The 20,486-nt window shown below is 66.5% G+C and carries 25 protein-coding genes; 7 read left to right on the top strand and 18 right to left on the bottom strand.

The window, feature by feature from the left end; translation table 11 throughout:
• Positions 1-28: 28 nt before the first annotated feature.
• Entirely contained in the window at positions 29-958 is a 930-nt protein-coding gene (locus JOZ79_RS13760) for a sulfotransferase (protein WP_294075276.1), read from the top strand.
• Between the two features lie 18 nt (positions 959-976).
• Here the strand turns inward: JOZ79_RS13760 and pgmG are convergent, their stop codons facing one another.
• Both pgmG and JOZ79_RS13750 read right to left on the bottom strand, forming a co-directional pair.
• Entirely contained in the window at positions 977-2,359 is a 1,383-nt protein-coding gene (pgmG, locus tag JOZ79_RS13755) for a phosphoglucomutase/phosphomannomutase PgmG (protein ID WP_294075273.1), read from the bottom strand.
• Between the two features lie 32 nt (positions 2,360-2,391).
• Positions 2,392-3,183 carry a division plane positioning ATPase MipZ gene (locus JOZ79_RS13750; protein ID WP_294075270.1) on the bottom strand — a complete coding sequence of 264 codons (792 nt, stop codon included), beginning with the start codon at positions 3,181-3,183 and terminating at the stop codon, positions 2,392-2,394.
• 80 nt (positions 3,184-3,263) lie between these two features.
• Here JOZ79_RS13750 and panC point away from each other — a divergent pair, with 80 nt between their 5' ends.
• Positions 3,264-4,097, top strand: coding sequence for a pantoate--beta-alanine ligase (gene panC / locus JOZ79_RS13745; protein WP_294075268.1), 834 nt, complete (start codon positions 3,264-3,266; stop codon positions 4,095-4,097).
• A 69-nt stretch (positions 4,098-4,166) separates the two neighbouring features.
• Positions 4,167-4,472 carry a hypothetical protein gene (locus tag JOZ79_RS13740; RefSeq protein WP_294075265.1) on the top strand — a complete coding sequence of 102 codons (306 nt, stop codon included), beginning with the start codon at positions 4,167-4,169 and terminating at the stop codon, positions 4,470-4,472.
• Positions 4,473-4,478: 6 nt separating this feature from the next.
• On the opposite strand, the gene JOZ79_RS13735 is transcribed toward JOZ79_RS13740, so the two are convergent.
• From JOZ79_RS13735 to JOZ79_RS13725, 3 genes are read right to left on the bottom strand one after another with little or no spacing between them, the layout of a single operon-like run.
• A complete protein-coding gene (locus tag JOZ79_RS13735; RefSeq protein WP_294075263.1) occupies positions 4,479-4,979 on the bottom strand; it encodes an OmpA family protein in 501 nt (166 codons plus the stop codon).
• Entirely contained in the window at positions 4,979-6,271 is a 1,293-nt protein-coding gene (tolB, locus tag JOZ79_RS13730; RefSeq protein WP_294075261.1) for a Tol-Pal system beta propeller repeat protein TolB, read from the bottom strand. Before tolB ends, JOZ79_RS13735 begins: the two co-directional genes overlap by 1 nt.
• A complete protein-coding gene (locus JOZ79_RS13725; RefSeq protein ID WP_294075258.1) occupies positions 6,268-6,726 on the bottom strand; it encodes a YbgC/FadM family acyl-CoA thioesterase in 459 nt (152 codons plus the stop codon). The genes tolB and JOZ79_RS13725 overlap by 4 nt, the downstream gene beginning before the upstream one ends.
• Positions 6,727-6,833: 107 nt before the next feature.
• Between JOZ79_RS13725 and JOZ79_RS13720 the strand changes: the two genes are divergently transcribed.
• The gene (locus JOZ79_RS13720; RefSeq protein WP_294075255.1) at positions 6,834-7,286 is read left to right on the top strand and encodes a hypothetical protein; all 453 of its coding nucleotides are present in this window, start codon (positions 6,834-6,836) and stop codon (positions 7,284-7,286) included.
• Positions 7,279-7,485 (top strand): helix-turn-helix domain-containing protein, encoded by a 207-nt coding sequence (locus JOZ79_RS13715; RefSeq protein WP_294075252.1) that lies wholly within the window; start codon positions 7,279-7,281, stop codon positions 7,483-7,485. Before JOZ79_RS13720 ends, JOZ79_RS13715 begins: the two co-directional genes overlap by 8 nt.
• Here the strand turns inward: JOZ79_RS13715 and JOZ79_RS13710 are convergent.
• From JOZ79_RS13710 to JOZ79_RS13675, 8 genes are read right to left on the bottom strand one after another with little or no spacing between them, the layout of a single operon-like run.
• The gene (locus JOZ79_RS13710) at positions 7,451-8,626 is read right to left on the bottom strand and encodes a DUF3089 domain-containing protein (RefSeq protein ID WP_294075249.1); all 1,176 of its coding nucleotides are present in this window, start codon (positions 8,624-8,626) and stop codon (positions 7,451-7,453) included. The two genes, JOZ79_RS13715 and JOZ79_RS13710, sit on opposite strands and share 35 nt — an antisense overlap.
• Positions 8,623-9,654 carry a Holliday junction branch migration DNA helicase RuvB gene (gene ruvB, locus JOZ79_RS13705; RefSeq protein WP_294075246.1) on the bottom strand — a complete coding sequence of 344 codons (1,032 nt, stop codon included), beginning with the start codon at positions 9,652-9,654 and terminating at the stop codon, positions 8,623-8,625. Before ruvB ends, JOZ79_RS13710 begins: the two co-directional genes overlap by 4 nt.
• Entirely contained in the window at positions 9,654-10,025 is a 372-nt protein-coding gene (locus JOZ79_RS13700) for a DUF1622 domain-containing protein (protein WP_294075244.1), read from the bottom strand. The genes ruvB and JOZ79_RS13700 overlap by 1 nt, the downstream gene beginning before the upstream one ends.
• Positions 10,025-10,429 (bottom strand): GFA family protein, encoded by a 405-nt coding sequence (locus JOZ79_RS13695; protein WP_294075241.1) that lies wholly within the window; start codon positions 10,427-10,429, stop codon positions 10,025-10,027. The genes JOZ79_RS13700 and JOZ79_RS13695 overlap by 1 nt, the downstream gene beginning before the upstream one ends.
• Positions 10,426-11,016: a Holliday junction branch migration protein RuvA gene (gene ruvA, locus JOZ79_RS13690; RefSeq protein WP_294075238.1), complete on the bottom strand. Its 591-nt coding sequence runs from the start codon at positions 11,014-11,016 to the stop codon at positions 10,426-10,428. Before ruvA ends, JOZ79_RS13695 begins: the two co-directional genes overlap by 4 nt.
• 4 nt (positions 11,017-11,020) lie before the next feature.
• On the bottom strand, positions 11,021-11,512 hold the full coding sequence (gene ruvC, locus JOZ79_RS13685; RefSeq protein WP_294075319.1) for a crossover junction endodeoxyribonuclease RuvC: 492 nt from the start codon (positions 11,510-11,512) through the stop codon (positions 11,021-11,023).
• Positions 11,509-12,252 carry a YebC/PmpR family DNA-binding transcriptional regulator gene (locus JOZ79_RS13680; RefSeq protein WP_294075235.1) on the bottom strand — a complete coding sequence of 248 codons (744 nt, stop codon included), beginning with the start codon at positions 12,250-12,252 and terminating at the stop codon, positions 11,509-11,511. The genes ruvC and JOZ79_RS13680 overlap by 4 nt, the downstream gene beginning before the upstream one ends.
• Positions 12,253-12,261: 9 nt before the next feature.
• The gene (locus JOZ79_RS13675; RefSeq protein ID WP_294075232.1) at positions 12,262-12,504 is read right to left on the bottom strand and encodes a DUF2312 domain-containing protein; all 243 of its coding nucleotides are present in this window, start codon (positions 12,502-12,504) and stop codon (positions 12,262-12,264) included.
• A 126-nt stretch (positions 12,505-12,630) separates the two neighbouring features.
• Between JOZ79_RS13675 and pyk the strand changes: the two genes are divergently transcribed.
• Positions 12,631-14,112, top strand: a complete 1,482-nt coding sequence (pyk, locus tag JOZ79_RS13670) for a pyruvate kinase (protein WP_294075229.1) — start codon at positions 12,631-12,633, stop codon at positions 14,110-14,112.
• Here the strand turns inward: pyk and JOZ79_RS13665 are convergent.
• The gene (locus JOZ79_RS13665) at positions 14,095-14,955 is read right to left on the bottom strand and encodes an NAD(P)H-hydrate dehydratase (protein WP_294075226.1); all 861 of its coding nucleotides are present in this window, start codon (positions 14,953-14,955) and stop codon (positions 14,095-14,097) included. The genes pyk and JOZ79_RS13665 overlap by 18 nt on opposite strands.
• A complete protein-coding gene (locus tag JOZ79_RS13660) occupies positions 14,952-15,716 on the bottom strand; it encodes a histidine phosphatase family protein (RefSeq protein ID WP_294075222.1) in 765 nt (254 codons plus the stop codon). The genes JOZ79_RS13665 and JOZ79_RS13660 overlap by 4 nt, the downstream gene beginning before the upstream one ends.
• 128 nt (positions 15,717-15,844) lie before the next feature.
• On the opposite strand from JOZ79_RS13660, the gene JOZ79_RS13655 reads away from it, so the two are divergent.
• Positions 15,845-16,999: a hypothetical protein gene (locus JOZ79_RS13655; RefSeq protein WP_294075220.1), complete on the top strand. Its 1,155-nt coding sequence runs from the start codon at positions 15,845-15,847 to the stop codon at positions 16,997-16,999.
• Between the two features lie 7 nt (positions 17,000-17,006).
• On the opposite strand, the gene JOZ79_RS13650 is transcribed toward JOZ79_RS13655, so the two are convergent.
• The 3 genes from JOZ79_RS13650 to glf form a co-directional block, all read right to left on the bottom strand.
• A complete protein-coding gene (locus JOZ79_RS13650) occupies positions 17,007-18,275 on the bottom strand; it encodes a hypothetical protein (protein ID WP_294075218.1) in 1,269 nt (422 codons plus the stop codon).
• Between the two features lie 47 nt (positions 18,276-18,322).
• Complete coding sequence (locus JOZ79_RS13645; protein ID WP_294075215.1) at positions 18,323-19,393, bottom strand: glycoside hydrolase family 43 protein; 1,071 nt, start codon at positions 19,391-19,393, stop codon at positions 18,323-18,325.
• A 63-nt stretch (positions 19,394-19,456) separates the two neighbouring features.
• A partial coding sequence (gene glf, locus JOZ79_RS13640; RefSeq protein ID WP_294075213.1) for a UDP-galactopyranose mutase occupies positions 19,457-20,486 on the bottom strand: 1,030 nt, incomplete at its 5' end.

Genomic DNA, 20,486 nt, shown 5'->3' with positions numbered 1-20,486 from the left:
GCGCACGCTGGGTCAGTGATGCGGCGGCGTGGCCTTGCCGGACCAGAATGCTAAGGGAACGGGCGTGACCCATGCGCGGCCCCACTTCCTTCACGTCGGGCCGGAGAAGACCGGCACAAGCTGGCTGTACGACATGCTGGCCCAGCACCCGCAGGTTCGGCTGAACCCTGTCAAGGAAGTCCGATATCTCTGGGAATCCAGCGCTTTTCCGACGGAAGGAGTCGTCGCTCGCTTTCGCGGCCGTGACTGGCATAACCAGGATTACCGCGATTACCTGCGCGAGCGCCTGCGATATTATTCCGCACACCCCGCTCGCGCCGTTGGATCGCGAGGCCGCCTGGCGTGGGACCTGAAGTTCCTGTTCGGACGGCGATCGGACGACTGGTTCGCGAGCCTGTTCGATTGCGATGCGGCCAGCGTGACCGGGGATTTCAGCCCGCAGGTGTCGCATCTGCCGCCGTGGGATATCCTGCGGTTGTCCAGGGCGTTTCCCGTCACGAAGATATTGTTGACGCTGCGCGATCCTGTGGAATGGAGCTGGTCGTTCGCCAGGATGTCGATGATCCAGGGCCGGGATCTGGCCGGCGTCAGTGAATCCGAGTTCGAAAATTTTTTCGCCGAATATGCGACCTATTATCCGGGAGCGGGCAGCCTGATCACGTGGCGGCAGCTGTTCGGCGAGAGGTTCAAGCTCCTCTTCTTTGAAGATATCATCGCTGACCCCGCGTCGGTCATTGCCGACGTCTGCACATTCCTCGGTCTGTCGACCGACCCGATCGCGAGCTTCGAGGGGCTGTCGGACAGGAGCAATGCGGGACGCGATCTCGACTTGCCGGACCGAGTGCGGCGGAGGCTGGTCGATCTGCATCAGGACCAGATGCGCCTGCTCGCCGAGCTCTGCGGCTCACGTCCGCGTGAATGGCTCGCGCGATACGGCCTCGAGCAGCGAACCGTCTGACCGGGCGATCGCTTGAGGCTAGTGAGTCGCGCTCTCTCCGCGCGTGATTCCCGACTTGCCGAGCTGCTCGTCGATCTGCGCCACCAGGCGGTCGCGGCCGGCTTCGTCCTTGGCCTCGGCGCGCGCGACCAGCACGTCCTGCGTGTTGGACGCGCGAAGGAGCCACCAGCCGTCGGGCGTGTTGACGCGGACGCCGTCGGTGGCGTCGACCTTGGCGCCCTCCGCGCCCAGGCGGTCGCGGACTTCGTCGACGATGGCGAACTTGCGGACTTCGTCGACCTGGAAGCGCATTTCGGGCGTCGCCATGGTCTTGGGCATGGCGTCCATGATCTCGGTCAGGCTCTTGCCGCTTTGCGAGACCGCCTCGATCAGGCGGATTGCGGCGTAAAGCGCATCGTCGAAGCCGTACCAGCGGTGCTTGAAGAAGACGTGGCCGCTCATCTCGCCGGCCAGCGGCGCGCCGGTTTCTTTCATCTTCGACTTGATGAGGCTGTGGCCGGTCTTCCACATCAGCGGCTGGCCGCCGAGTTCGGCGACCCGGTCGAACAGGACCTGGCTGGCCTTGACGTCGGCGATGATCGTGGCGCCGGGCTGATCCTTGAGGACGGCCTCGGCGAGGATGGCGAGCAGCTGGTCGCCCCAGATCACCCGGCCCTTGCCGTCGACCGCGCCGATGCGATCGGCGTCGCCGTCGAAGGCGATTCCGAAGTCGAGCTCGCGGTCGAGGACGAGGCGCTTCAGGTCTTCCAAGTTGGCTTCGACCGTGGGGTCCGGATGATGGTTGGGGAAGGTGCCATCGACCGCGGTGTAGATCGCGTGGTGCTGCCCGGGCAGGCGATCGAGCAGCATGTCGAGGATCGGCCCGCCGGCGCCGTTGCCGGCGTCCCAGCCGACGTGGAACGGTTTGCCGGAATATCCCTCAAGCAGGCGGTCGACATAAGCCTCGCGGATATCGACTTCCTCGGTCGTGCCGGTGCCGGTCGACCACTGGCCGGCTCGGGCGCGCTGGCCGATCCCCTGGATCTCCTGCCCGAAGACAGAGCGGCCCTTCAGGAGGAGCTTGAACCCGTTATAATCGGCCGGGTTGTGGCTTCCGGTCACCTGGATGCCGCCATCGACGTCGAGGTAATACGTCGCGAAATAGAGCATGGGCGAAGGGCCCATGCCGATCAGGACCGCGTCGATGCCGCCTTCGGTCAGCCCGCGCACGAGCGACGCCTGGAGCATTCCGCTGTGGGTCCTCCCGTCGCGCCCGACCGCGATCCGCCGCGCGCCCTCCTCCCGAGCGATAGCTGCGTAGGTGCGGCCGAGCCCGTAGGCGTCGGCCTCGGTCAGCGTGTCGCCGACGATCCCGCGGATGTCATATTCGCGGAGGATGGTGGGGTTGAATGCGTGGGTCATGCCGCTGCCTTACGCGGGCGGCGGGAATTGGTTCAACCCGCGGCGGCGAGCTTCTGTTCTTCCTGTCCCGGAACGGCAAGCCCCGCAACCATCTCGCGAAGCTCCTGGCGGGCGGCGATATGGGCGATTCCGACCTCGCCGAGCTGGCTGAGATCGAGCAGGGTCAGGCCTTTGGGGAAGAGCTCGCGGTAGATGACTCGCTCGCCAAGGCCCGGGATGACGCGAAAGCCGACGCGGCGGGCGAGCTCGTCCAACGCGGCGCCGACGCGCTTCAGATTGTGCGATTCGATGTGCTGCAGGCGGTTCCGTAGCACTACCCAGTCGACGCTCTTGCCGGTTGTCTTGGCGCGCTGCGTGCGGCTGTTCCAGATGAGCTCGGCATAGAAGCTCGGGCGCGTGATCTTGTAGTTCTCGGGATGAACCTGACCGATGAGGTCGAGGTCGACGAAGCTGTCGTTCATCGGCGTCACCAGCGTGTCCGCCTTGAGGATGGCGGCGCGCGCGATCGCATCGTCGCGGCCGGGCGTATCGACGACGATCACGTCAGTATCGGCGGCCAAGCGCGCGAGGGCGGCGTCGAGCGCGGACTCGCTCTGGTCCTCCAGCACCTCGTAAGCGGCTTGCGGCAGATATTTGTCGAGCCGGCGCATCGTCGCGTCCCGGTTCTCGAGATAGCGGGTCATCGTGCGCTGACGGCTGTCGAGGTCGAGCGCTGCGACGCGGTGACCGGAGGAGGCGAGCGCAATCGCGGCATGGACCGCTGTCGTCGACTTGCCGGTGCCGCCCTTTTCATTGGCGAAAACGATGAAATGCGGCTGGCTCATTCCCGCCCCTCTGGCTTGATCTTTCCCCCGGCGCATGTGCAAGCGCCGCCCGATCAAACTTTACCGGAGGCTCCGCCGGCGTGCAAATCGTTCGTTCCAGTGAAGAATTGACGAAAGCGCGCGCCGGAATCAACGGCAAGCTGGCGCTGGTGCCGACCATGGGCGCGCTCCATGCCGGGCACCTGGCGCTGATCGACGAAGCCAAGCGGCGCGCCGACCGGGTTGCAGCGACGATCTTCGTCAACCCGACGCAATTCGGGCCGAACGAAGACCTCGCCCGCTATCCGCGGCGAGAGGAAGAAGATGCCCGGCTGCTGGAAGACCGGGGCTGCGACCTCCTCTGGATGCCTGGCATCGAGGACATCTATCCCGCCGGCTTTGCGACCAGGATCAGCGTCGGCGGGGTGTCGGAACGATGGGAAGGTGAGGCCCGGCCCGGCCACTTTGATGGCGTCGCGACCGTGGTTGCGCGGCTGCTGTTGTCGGTGCGGCCAGATATAGCGCTGTTTGGCGAAAAGGATTTCCAGCAGCTGGCGGTGATCCGGCGCATGGTCGTGGACCTCGGGCTTCCAGTCGAGATTGCCGGCGTGCCGACCGTTCGAGAGCCCGACGGCCTCGCGCTGTCGTCCCGCAACGCCTACCTGTCAGCGGAGGAGCGGAGGCGGGCGGTTGCCCTGTCGGCAACTCTAGGCGCGGCTCGGGACGCGATCCTCGCAAGCAGGCCGGTAGGTCCGGCGCTGACGGCCGCCAGGGAATCCCTTCGCTCCGCCGGCTTCTCCGCGATCGACTATTTCGCGCTCGTCGATGCTGCGACCCTGGAGCCGCTCGACGCGCCGGCTGGCGAGATGCGGCTGATCGCCGCCGCAACCCTCGGCGCGACGCGGCTGATCGACAATCTCGCGCTCAGCATTTGATGGTGTTTACGGCGTTAACCATTTGTTCGTGATCCCCTGCTGAATTGAGTGCACAGACAGGGGGATGTCATGGGTGCGATTAGCGAGAAGAGTGCAGAGTTCCTGATCCGAAGCCGGATCGCGGATGCGGAAGGCGGCGATGTCGACGCGTTGTTCGAACTCGGCGTGGTATACTCGACCGGCCGCGGGGGCGTTCCGGTCGACCTGGTCGAAGCGCACAAGTGGTTCAACCTCGCGGCTTTGTCCGGCTGCACCCGCGGCCAGCAGTGCCGCGCCGAAATCTCGGTCGAGATGACCGCCCGCGAAATTGCCGAAGCCCAGCGCCAGGCTCGCTCCTGGCTCGGTGGCTGCGGCTACCAGCGCCGCGCCGCCTGAACCTTTCTAGCGGACCAGGACCGTGACTGCGCGCCCTGGTCCGGGGCGTTCCTCGCCGAAGCTGACATCGCTCAGTTGAAGGGCAGGGACCCCCAGCAAGACCAGGTAGTCGCGCACTGCGTCGGCCCGGCCGGCGCCCACCGCCAAGGCATGATCGCGCGTGTCGCGCGGATCGCCATAGCCTTCGATCCGAACCACGATATCGGGATGGGCAAGCAGCCATTGCGCTTGCGCCCCCAGGGTCGCCTTGGCCGGCGCACCGAGGATGGTGCTGCCCGATCCGAAATAGACGTTCGCGCTTCCCGATCGCGCAAGGAAATCGGCGCGTTCGGCGTCGATCCCAAACAGAGGTGCCCCGGGCGGGCCGGGAAGAGGCGGTCGCCCGAGCGGACCAGGCTGCGGCGGAGGAGCGCCGCGCTGAACGAAATGCGGGAACTGCGCCGAGGCGTTCGTCGGCAGGAAGGCCGCGGCCGCCGCGAGAGCAAGGAAGATATTACGCATCGCCATCAGTCCACTGGTCCGGACCAGTCGGGGTCCGACGCATCCTGCGGAGTCGCGATCTGCTGCGCGTCGCCGCCGCCGGCGATCGAAATCCGGTACAGCGAGCGGCGGCCAGCGCCATCACTGCGCTGGAAGACCATGTCGCGGCCGCTCGGACCCCAGGTCGCGCCTTCGTCAGAGGGGCCGGAGGTCAGGACATGCTCGTCGCTGCCGTCCGCATTCATGACGCCGACGCGAAGCGATCCGCCGCCGCGCCAGGTGAAGGCGATGCGGTCGCCTGCCGGGCTCCAATCGGGAGCGGCGTGAGCGCCGGCGCCGAAGCTCAGCCTCCTCTGGTCGGAACCGTCGGCGTTCATCGCATAGACCTGCTGGTCACCGGAGCGATCGCTTTCGAACAAGATCCTGGTCCCGTCGGGGGAGAAGCTGGGATCGGTGTCGACACCCGGCGCCGTGGTCAAGCGCCGCGGCATCCCCCCGCTGGAATCGACGACATAGATGTCGGTGTTGCCGGCAATGGTCATCGAGAAGGCGATCCGGTTGCCGTCGGGCGAGAAGCGCGGCGCGAAGGTCATGGCGTCGCCCGGTACTAGCGAGTGCTCGGCGCCTGATCCGACATCTCGGACACGCACCTGAGGCCTTCCGGTCATGTAGCTCACATAAGCGACGCGCGCCGCGCTCGGCGACAGTCGAGGCGTCAGGACCATCGTTTCGCCGGCAGTTATGAAGCTATGGTCGTAACCGTCGCTGTCCATGAGGGCGATTCGACGAACCCTGGCGTCCCCGGTTCCGCTCTCCGAGACATAAGCGATGCGCGTGTCGAAAATGCCGGGCGCGCCGGTCGCCGCCTTGTAGGCGAGGCCGGAACATTTGTGAGCGGCCCGACGCCAATCCTGGGGATCGACCGCGAAGCCGGTGCGATCGAGCTCTCGTCCCTTCTGAACGTCATAGACATAGCAGCCGAACGTGACCCGGCCGTCGGCGCGGGCCTGGACGAATCCGGTGACGAGCAACCCGGCCCGGCCGCGCCACTTCGCAAAGGTCGGCGCGGTGACTTCGGGATAGGAATAGAAATCCTTTTGATCCGGCGGGATGGGCATCAGCTCGGTCGCCGATTGGAGGTCCGAGGCGATCAGCTTCGATGCTTGCCAGGCGAGTGCGGCGGTCGACCCTGACGGCGTCGGCTTATCCGCCGGCGTCGACAGCGGCGGGACGGCCACGATGGGAGCGGCGTCCTGCGCAATTGCGGCCGAACCCGCGAGCAGGGTCCCACCGGCGACAAGGTAACGAAGGAGAGTCATTGGCTGCAGCTGTCGAGATCCCTGAAGCGTTCGATCCAATCCGCCGGCTGGCGCTGCGGGCGCCCCGAGGGTCCGAGGAAGGCGGCGGTGACGCTCGCCTCGGCCAACAATTCTGCCCCGCGCATGACTCGTTGCTGAATCACGATCGAGGCGGCGTTGAGACCGGCCATCCGGCTGAGGATCAGGAGATCGTCGCCGAGCCGAGCCGGACGGCGGTAGCGGATATGGACCTCCGCGACCACATAGGTGCCTAGCCCATCGCGGTGGCTCGCGAGGTGGTCGGCCCCGGCGGCGCGCAGCATGTCCGACCGCGCCCGCTCCAGGAACTTGATGTAATTGGCGTGATAGACGACGCCGGCAGCGTCCGTGTCCTCGAAATGGACGGTGAGCGCATAATGGTGCTCCGGACCGACGAAGCCGCCGCGATAAGGTTGGTCGAATTCGGCCTGCCGCATCGGTGGGGTCTAGCCGCGCGCGGCCCAAATCGTAACCCACTTGACGATCGTGTAACGCTTGGGTTACTTATTACCTATAGGTTACATCAAGCAGGGGCGACAGGATCATGACTTCGATGAGCGACGCCGAGAAAGCGGAAAGACTCAGCCAGCGGCGAACGCGCATGTTGCCGGTGCTTACGCTGCTGTTCCTGTTCCAGCAGGCGACCTATTTCAATCGAGGTGCGGAGTCCGGTGACCGGACGGTCGACCACGTCCACATCGCCGCATGGCTGGTGCTGTCGATCGTCATTCTCGTTGCCCTCGCCAACGGCGGCGGCTGGTTCTACTCGCGAGAAGTGCGTCGACTGGCCAACGACGAAGCGACGCGCGCCCATCGCGACAGCTCCTTCCGCGCCGGATTCCTTGCGAGCATGGCGGCGTGCGTCGTGCTTTATTCTGTCAGCCTGTTCGAACCCCTCGGAGGGCGCGACGCGATCCACATGGTGATGACGGCGGGAATCGCGGTCACCCTGCTGTGGTTCGCATTCCTCGAGCGGCGCGCCAGTCGCGATGGGTGAACTGCTCGCGAACCGGTTGAAGGAGCGGCGCGCCGAGCTGGGCCTGACTCAGGCCGAGCTCGCCGAACGGGTCGGAGTGACCCGGAAAACGGTGAACACGGTCGAAAACCGGGTGTTCACGCCGTCAACGCTGCTCGCATTGAAGCTGGCTGAGGCGCTGGACGTCACCGTCGAGCACTTGTTCTGGATCGACGAGTAGGCTCGGCCGCAGCGATCGCTGCGACCGCTCGCACGAGATCACCCTGGACCAGGGCGAGATCCGACAGGTGCATGCCCCAGGCAGGCAGGAACATGCCGAACAGGCCGACCTCGCCGCCAATATGGTCGGTGCGCTTGTCGCCGGGCGCGTGGTTGGTCCGCACCCACAGATAGCCGCGCTGGCGCTCGTTGACGCAGCGGCCCGAAGCGAGACCGGCGGTGTGAACGTACGGCGTCTTCGGCTGGCCTTCAGTCGACCACTGGATTGGCCCGCCGGGCACGGGCAGGCTGGAGCGCGTGAACCAGTAACTGTCGAGCCGCACCCATCCCGTCGCTCCGGGCAGGGCCGGGTTGACGCAGGCGACGGTCATTCCGGGTTGGTCGGCAATGCCGAACATCGCATGGTCCGGCGGCACGTTCTTCTCGCGAAAGCTGCTCCAGGCCATCACGCAGCCGGTCTGGCCGGAGCGGCTGCAGATGGGAGTGGACTTGAAGGTGCCGCCGACTAGCCGGCCTTGCGGCACGAGGACGTTGAAGCCCGGGATGATCGCCAGCCGCATCCGTGACGCAACGGCGGGGTTGGTCTCGATCTCGCGGGTGATCAGCTGCTGGAGCATCAGGCTGCCCTGGCTGTGGCCGATCAGGACAAACGGGCGCCCCTTGTTGCGAGTGGCCAGAAAATTGCGCCACGCGGCAGCGATGTCGCCGTAGGCCAGCATCGCCGCCCCGGTGATGTCCATTCCCGCGGAATAGGCAGCGACGGAGCCGAGCGTCATCTGGCGGTAGATCGGTGCGAAGGTCCGGCACACCGACGCGAAGCGCGCAAACTGGGTTTCGGTCATCAACTGCTCTTCGCGGCCGGCGGCCATGTCGCTGTTGAGGCCCTCGTCCGCGGAGACGGTCGGGTAGACGTAGAAGCAATCGATCGGCGGGTCGGCGGCGACCGGTCGGTCGCCAGTGGCTCCGTACCCGGAAGCGGCGAGCTCGATGGTCGGCAGCGGCGTCGAGCAGGAGTCGGAACGACCGGGCAAGCAAAGCCAGGCGGAGTCCTTTGAATAATCGGGGCCTGCGGACGGTTGGCTGAGCGCCGGCGCCGGCAGCGTCAGGGCAACAGCGCTGAAGGCAAGGGCAAGACGCTTCACTGGCCCTCGAACAGTCCGCTCTGGCTGCCCTGCGGCGGCGGAAGGCCGAGATGCGCATATCCGCGGCCATTGAGGCAGCGACCGCGGGCCGTTCGGGCGATCAGTCCGAGCTGGATGAGGTAGGGCTCGATCACGTCCTCGAGCGTGTCGCGCGGTTCGCTGAGGCCCGCGGCGAGGGTTTCGACGCCGACCGGCCCGCCGCCGTAGAGGTCGGCGATCATGGTCAGGTATCGCCGGTCCATCGCGTCGAGGCCGAGCGCGTCGATCTCCAGCCGGGACAGCGCGCGGTCGGCGGTGTCGGCGTCGATCGTCTCGCTGCCCGCAGCATGGGCGAAGTCGCGCACTCGGCGCAGCAGGCGCCCGGCGATGCGGGGGGTGCCGCGCGACCGCCGGGCGATCTCGCGTGCGCCGTCGCTGGTGAGGTCGGCGCCGAGCAGGCGGGCGGCGCGGCGGACGACCTGCTCAAGTTCCTCGACGGTGTAGAAGTTGAGGCGGATCGGAATTCCGAAGCGGTCGCGGAGCGGCGTGGTCAGCAGCCCCTGCCGGGTGGTCGCCCCGACCAACGTGAAGCGCGGCAGGTCGATGCGGACCGATCGCGCCGACGGTCCCTCGCCGATCATCAGGTCGAGCGCGCGATCCTCCATCGCCGGGTAAAGCACCTCCTCGACCGCCGGGTTGAGGCGGTGGATCTCGTCGATGAACAGGACGTCGCCGTCCTCGAGGTTGGTCAGCAGAGCAGCGAGGTCGCCGGACTTGGCGATGACCGGACCCGAAGTGGCGCGGAAGCCAACCCCCATCTCGCGGGCGAGGATGCCGGCCAACGTCGTCTTGCCGAGGCCCGGCGGCCCGTGAAGCAGGACGTGATCGAGCGCCTCATTCCGGCTTCGAGCGGCATTGACGAACACGCGCAGATTCTCGCGCGCGGCCTGCTGGCCGATGAACTCGTCGAGGCTCTTGGGACGCAGAGCGGCGTCGGCGTCCTCCGCAGTGCGCTCGGGCGTGGTGATTCGGGCGGGATCGCTGGCCATCAGACCTGCCGCTGCTCGCCCTTGCGGCGCTGCCACGGCCAGCGGCCCTCGATTTCCACCTCCAGGCTGAAGCTGAGGAAGGTCCGGATGATGACAATGCCCGCGAGCACCGCGACGCTGAGCAGGGTCGGCGTAACCGCGACCGTGTTGATGATGTCCGCGGCAACCAGGAATTCGAGGCCGAGCAGGATCGCTCGGCCGAGGCTTGAGCGGAAGTTCGCGATAGCTTCGTCGCGGTCGCCGCCCCGCGTGAAGGCCATGAGGAAGATGACGAGGGTGCCGAACGCGCCGATCGCGATGATGCCGATGCCCGACAGTTCGACGATCTTGGCGATGATGTGCGCAATTTGGGTGGCGGTCGCTTCGAGCATCAGTCGAAGTGTTCGACCTGTTCGCCGACAATCTCAAGCCAGTCGTGCTTGCGCTCCTCCCACACGGAAAAGCTCGGGCGGACGAAATAGGGATTGTCGAAGGTGCCGAGCGGGATGGCGATGAGGTCGGCCATCTCGCCGCCGGCGTGGCGATAACAGACCTCCGACCCGCAGTCGGGGCAGAAGTGAAAGCTGGTTTCAATGCCGCTGTCGCCGGTCGTCAGCCAGCTTTTGGACTGGCCTTCGATCGTGACCTGGTTCGCTGGCCAGCGCGCCTGCACGGCAAAGGAGCTTCCCGACCGCTTCTTGCAGTCGAGGCAATGGCAAACGGACACGCGCACGGGCTCGCCGGTGACGGTCGCGCGCAGCTGGCCGCAACGGCACGACGCAGTCTGGCTGCTCACTTGGCCGCCTTTCGGAGGGCGAGGCGAACCAGCGCGTCCAGTGTGGCGTCCGGCCCGAGCTCGTCCTGCGCGGCGTTGACTGCAGCGCTGGCGTCGGCCGACCTGAAGCCGAGATTGGCGAGGGCCGAGAGGGCGTCCTGCGCGAAGCCTCCGCGCGCCGTCGGGGCCGACCCGCCCAGGCCGGGCGCGCCGAGCTTGCCCTGAAGCTCGTTGGCGATGCGCGCAGCGAGCTTGGGTCCAACGCCGTTGGCCCGCCCGATCATCGCCTTGTCGCCCTGGCTGACCGCGCGCGACAGCTCGTCGGGCGAAAGGGCGGAAAGGATCGCGAGGGCGACGCGGCCGCCGACCCCCTGCACGCTGGTCAGCGCGCGGAAGCTGTCGCGCTCCTCGCGCGAACCGAACCCGAACAGGGTCCAGGCGTCCTCGCGCACCTGCAGCTCGGTGAGGATCAGCACGTCGCCGCCGACCGGGCCGAGCGCCTCGAGCGTGCGGATGCTGCACAGCAATTGGTAGCCGACGCCGGCGACGTCGACGATCGCGCCGTCGGCCGTGGTTTCGGCGAGCTTTCCGGTGAGGCGCGCGATCATCCGTTCAACGGGTAATGCCAGCCCGCCTGCTCGCCAAGTGGTGGGCGTGGGTGATGGCGACGGCGAGGGCGTCGGCGGCATCCGGGCCGGCGATCGTCGCTCCAGGGAGCAGGCGCGCAACCATGGCGTGGACCTGCGCCTTGTCGGCCTTGCCGGTGCCGACCACGGCTTTCTTGACGAGCGTCGGCGCATATTCGCCGACGTCGATACCGGAACGGGCGGCAGTCATGATTGCGACGCCGCGAGCCTGGCCGAGCTTCAGTGTCGACTGCGGATTGGTGTTGACGAACACTTCCTCGACTGCGGCGGCGTGGGGACAGCGGTCGGCGAGAAGCGCGTCCAGCTGGTCCGCGAGATGCGCGAGACTACGCGCAAGCGGCGCGGCTGGATCCGTCTTGAGCTGGCCGTTGGCGACATGCCTCAGGCGATTCCCCTCAGCCTCGATCAATCCCCAGCCGGTCGTTCCCAGGCCAGGGTCGAGGCCGAGAATGATCAGCCCAGCTTCTCCAGCTCGTCATCCGGGATGTCGTAATTGCCCCAGACGGTCTGGACGTCGTCGTCTTCTTCCAGCGTGTCGATGAGCTTCATCAGGGTCTGGGCCTCGTCGCCGCGGACTTCGACTTCGGTCGAGGGCTTCCACGCGAGCTTGGCGCCTTCCCCTTCGCCGAGCAGCGGCTCGAGTGCGCGGGCAACATCGTGCAGGCTGTCGATGCTGGTCCAGATACGGTGGCCGCCCTCGTCGCTCTCGACGTCGTCAGCGCCCGCCTCGATCGCGGCCTCCAGCACCTTGTCGGCGTCCCCGGCGCTGGCCGGATATTCGATCAGGCCGAGCCGCTCGAAGCCGTGGCTGACGCTGCCGCCCGTGCCGAGGTTGCCGCCGTTCTTGGAGAAGGCGGTGCGGACGTTAGTGGCGGTTCGGTTGCGGTTGTCGGTCAGCGCTTCGACGATCAGCGCGACGCCGCCGGGCCCGAAGCCCTCGTAGCGGATCTCCTCATAGCTCTCGGTGTCGCCGGACGAGGCCTTGTCGATCGATCGCTGGATATTGTCCTTTGGCATCGACTGGGCGCGCGCGGCGATGACCGCGGCGCGCAGGCGCGCGTTCGCTTCCGGGTCGGGCAGGCCCATCTTCGCCGCGACGGTGATCTCGCGGCTGAGCTTCGAGAAGAGCGCGGACCGTTTCTTGTCCTGCGCACCCTTCCGATACATGATGTTCTTGAATTTGGAATGGCCGGCCATGCTCGGTCCTTACGCGAGCCCGAGGGCGTTGCGGTAGGTTTCCATCAGCGCGTCGGCTTCCTGCCGCGCATGGGTTTCCATCTTCCGAAGCCGCACGATGGCCCGCATCGTCTTGGTGTCGTAGCCGTTCGACTTGGATTCCGCATAGACGTCGCGGATGTCGTCGGCGATGCCCTTCTTCTCTTCCTCAAGGCGCTCGATGCGCTCGATGAATAGCCGCAGCTGATCGGCCGCGACGTTGCCCTCCGCCATGCTATCAAGAACTCCGATGTGCGTGTGTGAAGGCGCCGTCTAGGCGAGGCTGCGCGACTGCTCAAGCGGCTTGAACGCTGGGCGGGAGCGACTATTGGCGGGCGCTTGCCGAAGAAGGACCCACCCTTGACCGAGACTCTCCCGCCGCGTGCGCGCAAGGTGAAGATCCTGGCCACGCTGGGCCCGGCGTCGAGCACGCCCGAGATGATCCGCCAGTTGATGATTGCGGGTGCCGACGCCTTCCGGATCAACATGAGCCACGGCGACCAGCAGGCCAAGGCGGCGCTGGTCAATGCAATCCGGGCGCTGGAGGAGGAGTTCCGGCGGCCGACGACGATCCTGTTCGACCTTCAGGGTCCCAAGCTTCGCGTCGGTCATTTCGACAGCGGCGCGACCCAGCTGAAGACGGGCGAGCGCTTCATCTTCGACCGGCGGGCATCGTCGGGCGATGCGCACCGGGTCGAGCTTCCGCATCCGGAGCTATTCGAGGCGGTGAAACCGGGAACCAACATCCTGATCGACGACGGCAAGGTCCGCCTGAAGGTGCTGGAAAGCGGCGAGGAGCAGATCGTCACCCAGGTCCAGGTCGGCGGACGGGTATCGGACAACAAGGGCGTCAATGTGCCCGACGTCGTCGTTCCAATTCCGGCGCTGACCGAGAAGGACCGGTCCGACCTGCAGTTTGCGCTGGAGCAGAATGCCGACTGGGTGGCGCTGTCGTTCGTGCAGCGTCCGGAGGACGTGGCCGAAGCGCGCTCTCTGATCGGGGACCGGGCGGCGCTGCTCGCGAAGATCGAGAAGCCGGCCGCGATCGACCGGCTGAACGACATCGTCGCGCTGTCCGACGCTGTGATGGTCGCGCGCGGGGACCTGGGAGTCGAGCTTCCGCCCGAGCAGGTGCCGCCCTTGCAGAACCGCATCGTCGCGACGGCGCGCCAGTTCGGAAAGCCGGTCGTGGTGGCGACGCAGATGCTGGAATCGATGATCACCTCGCCCACCCCGACCCGGGCCGAGGTGAGCGATGTTGCGACTGCGATCTACGATGGCGCCGATGCGGTGATGCTGTCGGCCGAGAGCGCGGCTGGCCAGTATCCGTGCGAAGCCGTGCAGATGATGGACCGGATCGCGATCAGCGTGGAGCGCGACCCGAGCTACACCGCGCGTATTCACTTCACCCAGACCAAGCTCGAGCCGACCACCGCGGATGCGCTCGCCGGGTCGGCGCGGCAGATCGCAAGCACGGTCTCGGCGACGGCGATGGTCTGCTATTCGAGCTCGGGTGCCACGGCGCGCAGGATCGCACGCGAGCGCCCGCCGGTGCCGCTACTGGCGATGAGCGCGTCTTTGACGACCGCACGGCGGCTGGGCCTCTTGTGGGGCGTGCACGCGGTGCAAACCCGAGATGTCTCCAGCTTCGAAGAGATGGTCGCCAAGGGCAAGCGCATGGCGCTTCGGCACCAGATCGCGAAGGGCGGGGAGAGAATCGTGCTGATGGCCGGGATCCCGTTCGGAACCGCGGGTTCGACCAATGTGCTGCACGTGGTGCGGCTCGCGGGCGACGAACTGGAGCGCTACGAGGCGAGCAAGGGCTCAGGCGCCGCGGAGTAGCGCCGGGACCTGGCGGGCGATCTCGCGGGCGAGGAAACCGAGCGGGCCGACGCTACGACTGAGCCGGGCACCGGCTTCGCCGTGAAGCCAGACCGACCATAGCAAGGCATTGAGCGGGTCTGCGCCGCGCGCCAGCAAGCCGCCAACGATGCCGGCAAGGACGTCACCGCTGCCGGACACGCCAAGCCCGGCGGACCCGCCCCGATAGGTCCAGCAGCGGCCGTCTGGAGTGACGACATGGCTGACCACACCTTTCACCAGGACAAGCGAGCGGTAGAGCTCGGCGGCGCGCAGGCCGCAGCCGATGGGATCGGCCTCGATCTGGTCAGGCTCGCAGTCGAGAAGGGACGCCATCTCGCCGGCGTGGGGAAGAAGGACTGGCAGTGAAGGTCTGGCTTCCCGCGCGGGCCGCAGTGCGTGAAGCAAGGCAGCATCCAGCGCAATCGCGCCATCGGTGTCGAGAAGCGCGCCGGCGATACTCCGGCAGACCTCGCCCTGAGAGAGGCCGGGTCCGGCAATGACAGCGTCGGCCTTGGCGGCGTGCTCGGCAAGCGGGTCCACGGCCGCGGCAGCGAAGCCGCCATCCTCTTCGGGAAGACCGATCACCATCGCTTCGGGCATTGCAATGCCGATGTGCGGAGCAATGCTTTCGATCGTGGCGATCTGCAGCTTGCCGGCGCCGGCGCGCATGGCCGCCGTCGCCGTGAGCAGGGCCGCGCCCGGGACGTCGCGGCTCCCAGCGACCACGAGAATCCGGCCCTTGCTGTCCTTGTCGCCGGCGGTGACGGGCGGCACCGGATGGGCATCGAGGGCGGACCGGTCGAGGGGCGTGCCTCCCGTCACCGGGTCCCCGCCATTGTGTCGGGGGCGGAGGTCTTGGGCGCACCGTCCTCTTCCAGCGGCGCGCCATGGTTCCACTGTTCAAGCACAGGCACGCAAAGCCCGTCGGTCGACGTATCGAAATCGTAGGCGCAGATGCCGCAATTGAGGATCTCGGCCTGGCGGTCGATGTCGAGGATCTCGGCCTCGTCGAGCCGATCGAGGATGTAGCGCATGCACAGCACCACGACCTGGTGGCAGACGACCAGCACTCGGCGGTCGCAATATTGCAGGTTGATGGTGTTGAGCACTGACCGCAGGCGCAGGATCACGTCCGCCCAGCTCTCGCCACCAGGCGGCCGATGATAGAATTTGCCGAGCCTCTGCCGATGCGCGGCTTCCTCCGGGAAGCGAGCGCGGATGCCGGCCGTCGTCAGCCGGTCGAAGATTCCGAACTCCCGCTCCCGCAGGCGCTCGTCGATGATGGTTTGAGCCGGACCGCCGGCGAGCGCCCCGCCCTTGCAGATGAGTTCGGCGGTCTGGCGGGCGCGGACGTAGGGAGAGGAGAGGATGATCTCGGGGCGGTCGCCAGGCGGGAGCGACGCGAAGTAGCGGCCGGCCGCGGCGGCCTGTTTCAGGCCCAGGTCGGACAAGGGCACGTCGACATCGCGCATGTGAATGTCGATCTCGTGCGCGCCGGACTCGTCGGCGGCGTCGCGCGCGACATTCCCCTGGCTTTGCCCGTGACGGACAAGCCACAGGCGCTTGGGCCAGCTCTGCCCCATTGGCGATGGTCCTCCTTCGCGTTGAGAAAGCATGAGCGGAAGGATTGTGCCACGAAGGGCCGGTTCGGAGAGGCGCGCGAATTGCGGCGGATTCGGCTCGAATCGGGCGTTCGCGCATTCATGGCGGGATGAGTGAAGGCCGGGGCAGGACGTTCGCCAGCTTCTTCCAGGCTGGCTTCGAATGCTCGTCGCATCGGCGGCGCGATGGCGTACGCCTCGATCTCATCCGGGCGACCGGTCACGACAAGCACGTGCTTGGCGATTACGCCTTGTGCCGGAAGCTGGGCTTCGCGACGATCCGCGACGGTCTTCGCTGGCATTTGATCGAGAAAGCACCGGGCCAGTACGACTGGTCGAGCTGGATACCTGCGCTCGAGGCGGCAGAAGAAGTCGGGATGCAGGTGATCTGGGACCTGTTCCACTACGGCTATCCGGACCATGTCGACGCCGCGGCGACGGATTTCGGCGCGCGCTTCACCGATTTCGCCCTTGCTGCGCTGGAGGTGCAGCAATCGGTGACGGGACGAGCGCCCCTGGTCATCCCGTTGAACGAGATCAACTTCCTGTCCTGGGCGATCGAGGTGGGATATTTCCCGAGGGTCGGCCCGGACGAGCGCGGCTGGTTCAAGCGGCGGCTGGTCGGCACCGCAATCCGCTCGGCGCGCGCGATCCGCGACGCTTATCCCGATGCGACGATCGCCTGGGCCGAGCCTCTGGTGCACATCGCCTCGCGCAGCCATCGCCGCCGTGACGTGCGGGACGCCGAGGCGGCGCGGCAGGGACAGTTCGAAGCCTATGACTGGATCACCGGCCGGTCAGCGCCGGAGATGGGTGGCGACCCGTCGCTGGCGGACCTCATCGGCCTCAATTTCTACCCGCACAACCAATGGTATCTGGAGGGTCCGACGATCCCGATGGGCCATCACGAGAACCGGCCTCTGGCGGACATGCTGGTCGAGGTCGGGGACCGCTACGGCAAGCCGATCTTCCTATCGGAAACGGGTGCGGAAGGTTCCGGACGCGCATCCTGGTTCCACTATGTGTGCAGCGAGGCGCGCGAGGCCATGGATCGCGGTGCGAGGGTCGAGGGCATCTGCTGGTATCCGATCACTGCATATCCCGGCTGGGACAATTCACGGCATGCCGAGGCCGGATTGCTGTCGACGGTGACCGCCGACGGGAGCCGCCACGTCGATCAGCGGCTGTTTGCCGAGATGGAGGGGCAGAGGTCGCGGTTCGACGCGCAACCGGAGGTCCGCACGACCGCCGCCGTACAGCGATAGATCGCGGTCAGGAGGCGACAGCAGGCGTGCTGGGTGCGCCCGCCCACTTGGCAGCGTAACGGCGGACGTCCTCGAGGCTCACCCGGCCCCAGTCGCGGCCGTAGGCGGTGGGCTCGACATTCTCGGGCTGGACGAGGGCCTTCTGCCACTTGCGCAGCTCGGCGACGTAGGGATCGCAGGGTACGCGTTCGAACCGGTCCTTGTCGGCGACGTCAAAGATGCCGATCTTCGCCCATTGCTGGGTCCACCAGTCCGGCACGTCGACGAACGGGAACAGGCAGACGCCGTGGAGCTCGACGCCGGCGTTGAGCGCCTTCAGCGACTCCTCCATCGTCATTTGCAGCCATTCGGCGCGATGGTCCTGATAGCCGCTGGTCTCGCCGATGATGACCGGGCGCCGGTAACGGTCCCAGGCGGTCTGCAACAGATCGCTGAGCGGCTTTCGGCGAGGGTCGCGAGGGCCGAGCACCTCGCGCTTCTTGCCGGCATCGAGTTGCACCTGGCTATAGTGGTAGACATTGACCCCGACGATATCGAGGATCTCGGGGCTTCCCCCGAGCTCGGGCGCCAGGCGGCCGCACAGCATGTCCCAGGCCTCATAGGTGCGCTTGAACTCTTCCTCGCGCGCCTGCTCGGCGAGATCGGGCCGGTCGGGCGGAGGGACTGCGTGGACGATCGGGTCGACATGAACCATGCGCGTGTCGGCCGAAACCTCGCGGATTGCCCGGACTCCGGCGATCGCCATTCGGCAGAGGGCGCGCCGAAGCTCGTCCTCGCGGCCCTTCGCGAAGGGATACATCCAGCCGAGGTCGCTCGCGGCCGCTGAGAAGAACGTGATTTCGTTGATCGGAGTGAAGAAATAAGGGCCTTCAGCAGTCGTCGTGACGAACTCGGCGACGGCGCGGCAATAAGCGACGAAGCGGTCCAGGCAGCCAGCGGAGAAGGGGTCGCACCCGTCCGGCAGGCCGTAGTGGCAGAGGTCCCAGATCGGCGTGATCCTGCACGCGGTCGCGGCGTCCTGGGCGGCCTTGACGGTCGACAGATCGTAATTGCCGCCGCCACGGTCGACCTCGGGCCAGCGAACCGCCTCGCGGGCGACGCCGAAGCCGAGGTCCATCGCCGCCGCATAATCCTCAGCCAAATGCATTTCATGGCCGGTCGCCTTCACGTAATCCTTCCGCTGGCCGTCCTGCCAGACGAAGGTCGAGCATTCGAAGCCGGTCATGAAGAAGGTCGGGAAGATCGCGCTGCTGTTGTCTGTTCGGTCCTTGGGCATTCGTCCTCGCTTGGCCGACGGGCCAATGCGGGGACAACTCGCGCGAGCTACTGTTGTTCAGCCGTCAGAGTAACGGGCACTGGTCGTGGCCCTTCGGACGGGATGCCGACGTGGGGCCAGCCGTCGCGCCATTCGATTCGGTCGATCATCAGGATGCGCCGGCTGTTGATTTCATCTTCCTGCCGCTGGCGAGGCCGGTTCACGTCGATCGCGTGATAGATGATCCAGCTGTCGCCGGCAGCGTCGGTGACGACCGAGTTGTGGCCGGGCGCGAGCCAGTGCTCGCTCTTGGTCAGGATCAGGCTGTGGGGGACGCCGCGTGCCTCTTCCAGAGTTTCGAACGGACCGGTCGGGCTCGCTGAGCGGGCGACCATCACGCCATATTCGGCGTCGGGCCCGCAGCAATTGTCGCCCGAATAGAACAGGTAATAGAAGTCGTCGTGATGGATGACCCAGGCGGCCTCGACCAGTCGAGGAAAGCCGCCATGCTCCCCATTCGGCCAGACGAGGTCGATCGTCTCGCTGCCCGGAGCAAAGGACAAGCGGTCCTCGCTAAGCTGCTGCACCTTGATCGGCTGGAAGCCCGAGCCCCAGTAGAGCAGGCGCTTGCCCGTCGCCGGATCATCGAACGCCATCGGGTCGATATATTCGAAGCCAGCGCCAAGCAGCATCGGCATGCCCATGTCGACAAAGGGCCCCTCCGGCGAGTTTGAGGTGGCGACGGCAAGCGCATGGCCGCGTTCGTGCAGGGCGCAGACGTCGGGCGTCGCCGAATAATACATGAACCAGGTCGTGCCGTCGAAGATGACGCTCGGCGCCCAGAAATCCTGCGTCTCGAGCGCCCAATCCGGCTTGTCGGGAAGTGCGTCGCCGAGATGCTCCCAGTGAATGAGGTCGCGTGAGCGGGCGACCTGGATGTTGACCCACTTATCGTCGCGGAGGGTCTGCGTCGCGTAGGCATAATAATAGCCGTCGGGCGCGTGAATCACGGCCGGGTCGGGAAAGTCCCAGTCGAGGATTGGATTGGTGTAGCTGAGCTCCGGACCCGCTGCCGGGACGGCCGAAGCGTGGCCGCCGCGAGGGGCGGCTCCGTTGGCAGAGTCGAATATGTCGTGCATCCGACATCCATATGGCGCTCGCGCACCACGCGAAAGCGCTGCGGTTGCGATTGCGGTGAAGTCCTACTCGGCTGCGACCGCCGACCGTTGAGCCTCGGCGCCGGCGCGCTTCTCGTCCATCCGGCGGAAGGTCGCGAGCGCCTGCCCGACGATCTGGTCCATGTTGTAATAGCGGTAGGTCGCGAGCCGGCCGACGAAGGTCACGCCTTCGGTCGCGTCGGCGAGGGCCTCGTATTTCTTGAACAGCTTCTGGTTCTCCGGCCGCGGGATCGGATAGTAGGGATCGCCCTCGGCCGAGGGATATTCGTAGGTGATCGTGGTCACCGGCGACTCCTGTCCGGTCAGGTGCTTGTACTCGCTGATGCGTGTGTAGGGCACGTCCGGCGAGGGGTAATTGACGACCGCGACCGGCTGGAACTGCTCTTGGCTATGCGTCTGGTGGTCAAACTTCAGGCTGCGGTAGGGCAGCTTGCCGAAGCGAAAGTCGAAATATTCGTCTATCGGCCCGGTGAAGATCAGGTGGTCGTAGTCGACGCTGTCCCTGACGTCCGCGAAGTCGGTGCCGAGCCGCTTCTCGATCAGCGGGCTCTCGAGCATCTTCTCGAACATCTTGGTGTAGCCGTTCAGCGGCATTGCCTGGAACGTATCGCCGAAATAGCGGTCGTCGGTGTTGGTCCGCGTCGGAATGCGCGAGGTGACCTGCTTGTCGAGCTCGCTCGGGTCCAGTCCCCATTGCTTGCGCGTGTAGCCGCGGAAGAACAGCTCGTAGAGCTCGCGCCCGACGGCGTTGATGACAACGTCCTCGGACGTCTTGATGTCGGCGACCGGCTCGGCGCGGGAAGCGAGATAGTCGGCCGCTTCCTCATCGGTCTTGAGGTCGAGGTCAAAAAGCTCGTTGAGCGTCGTGCGGTTGATCGGGATCGGCACCAGCTTGTCGCGCACGACCGCGCGGACGCGGTGCTCGTACGGCCGCCACTCGGTGAACTGGGACAAATAGTCCCAGACCTGCTCGCTGTTCGTATGGAAAATGTGCGGGCCGTACTTGTGGTACAGGATGCCCGCCGCATCTTCCTCGTCATAGGCGTTACCGCCC

This window comes from Sphingomonas sp. (genome assembly GCF_019242355.1).
GTDB lineage: Bacteria > Pseudomonadota > Alphaproteobacteria > Sphingomonadales > Sphingomonadaceae > Sphingomicrobium.
The sequence above is the reverse complement of the archived record's forward strand: the minus strand, read 5'-3'. Positions and strand labels throughout refer to the sequence as shown.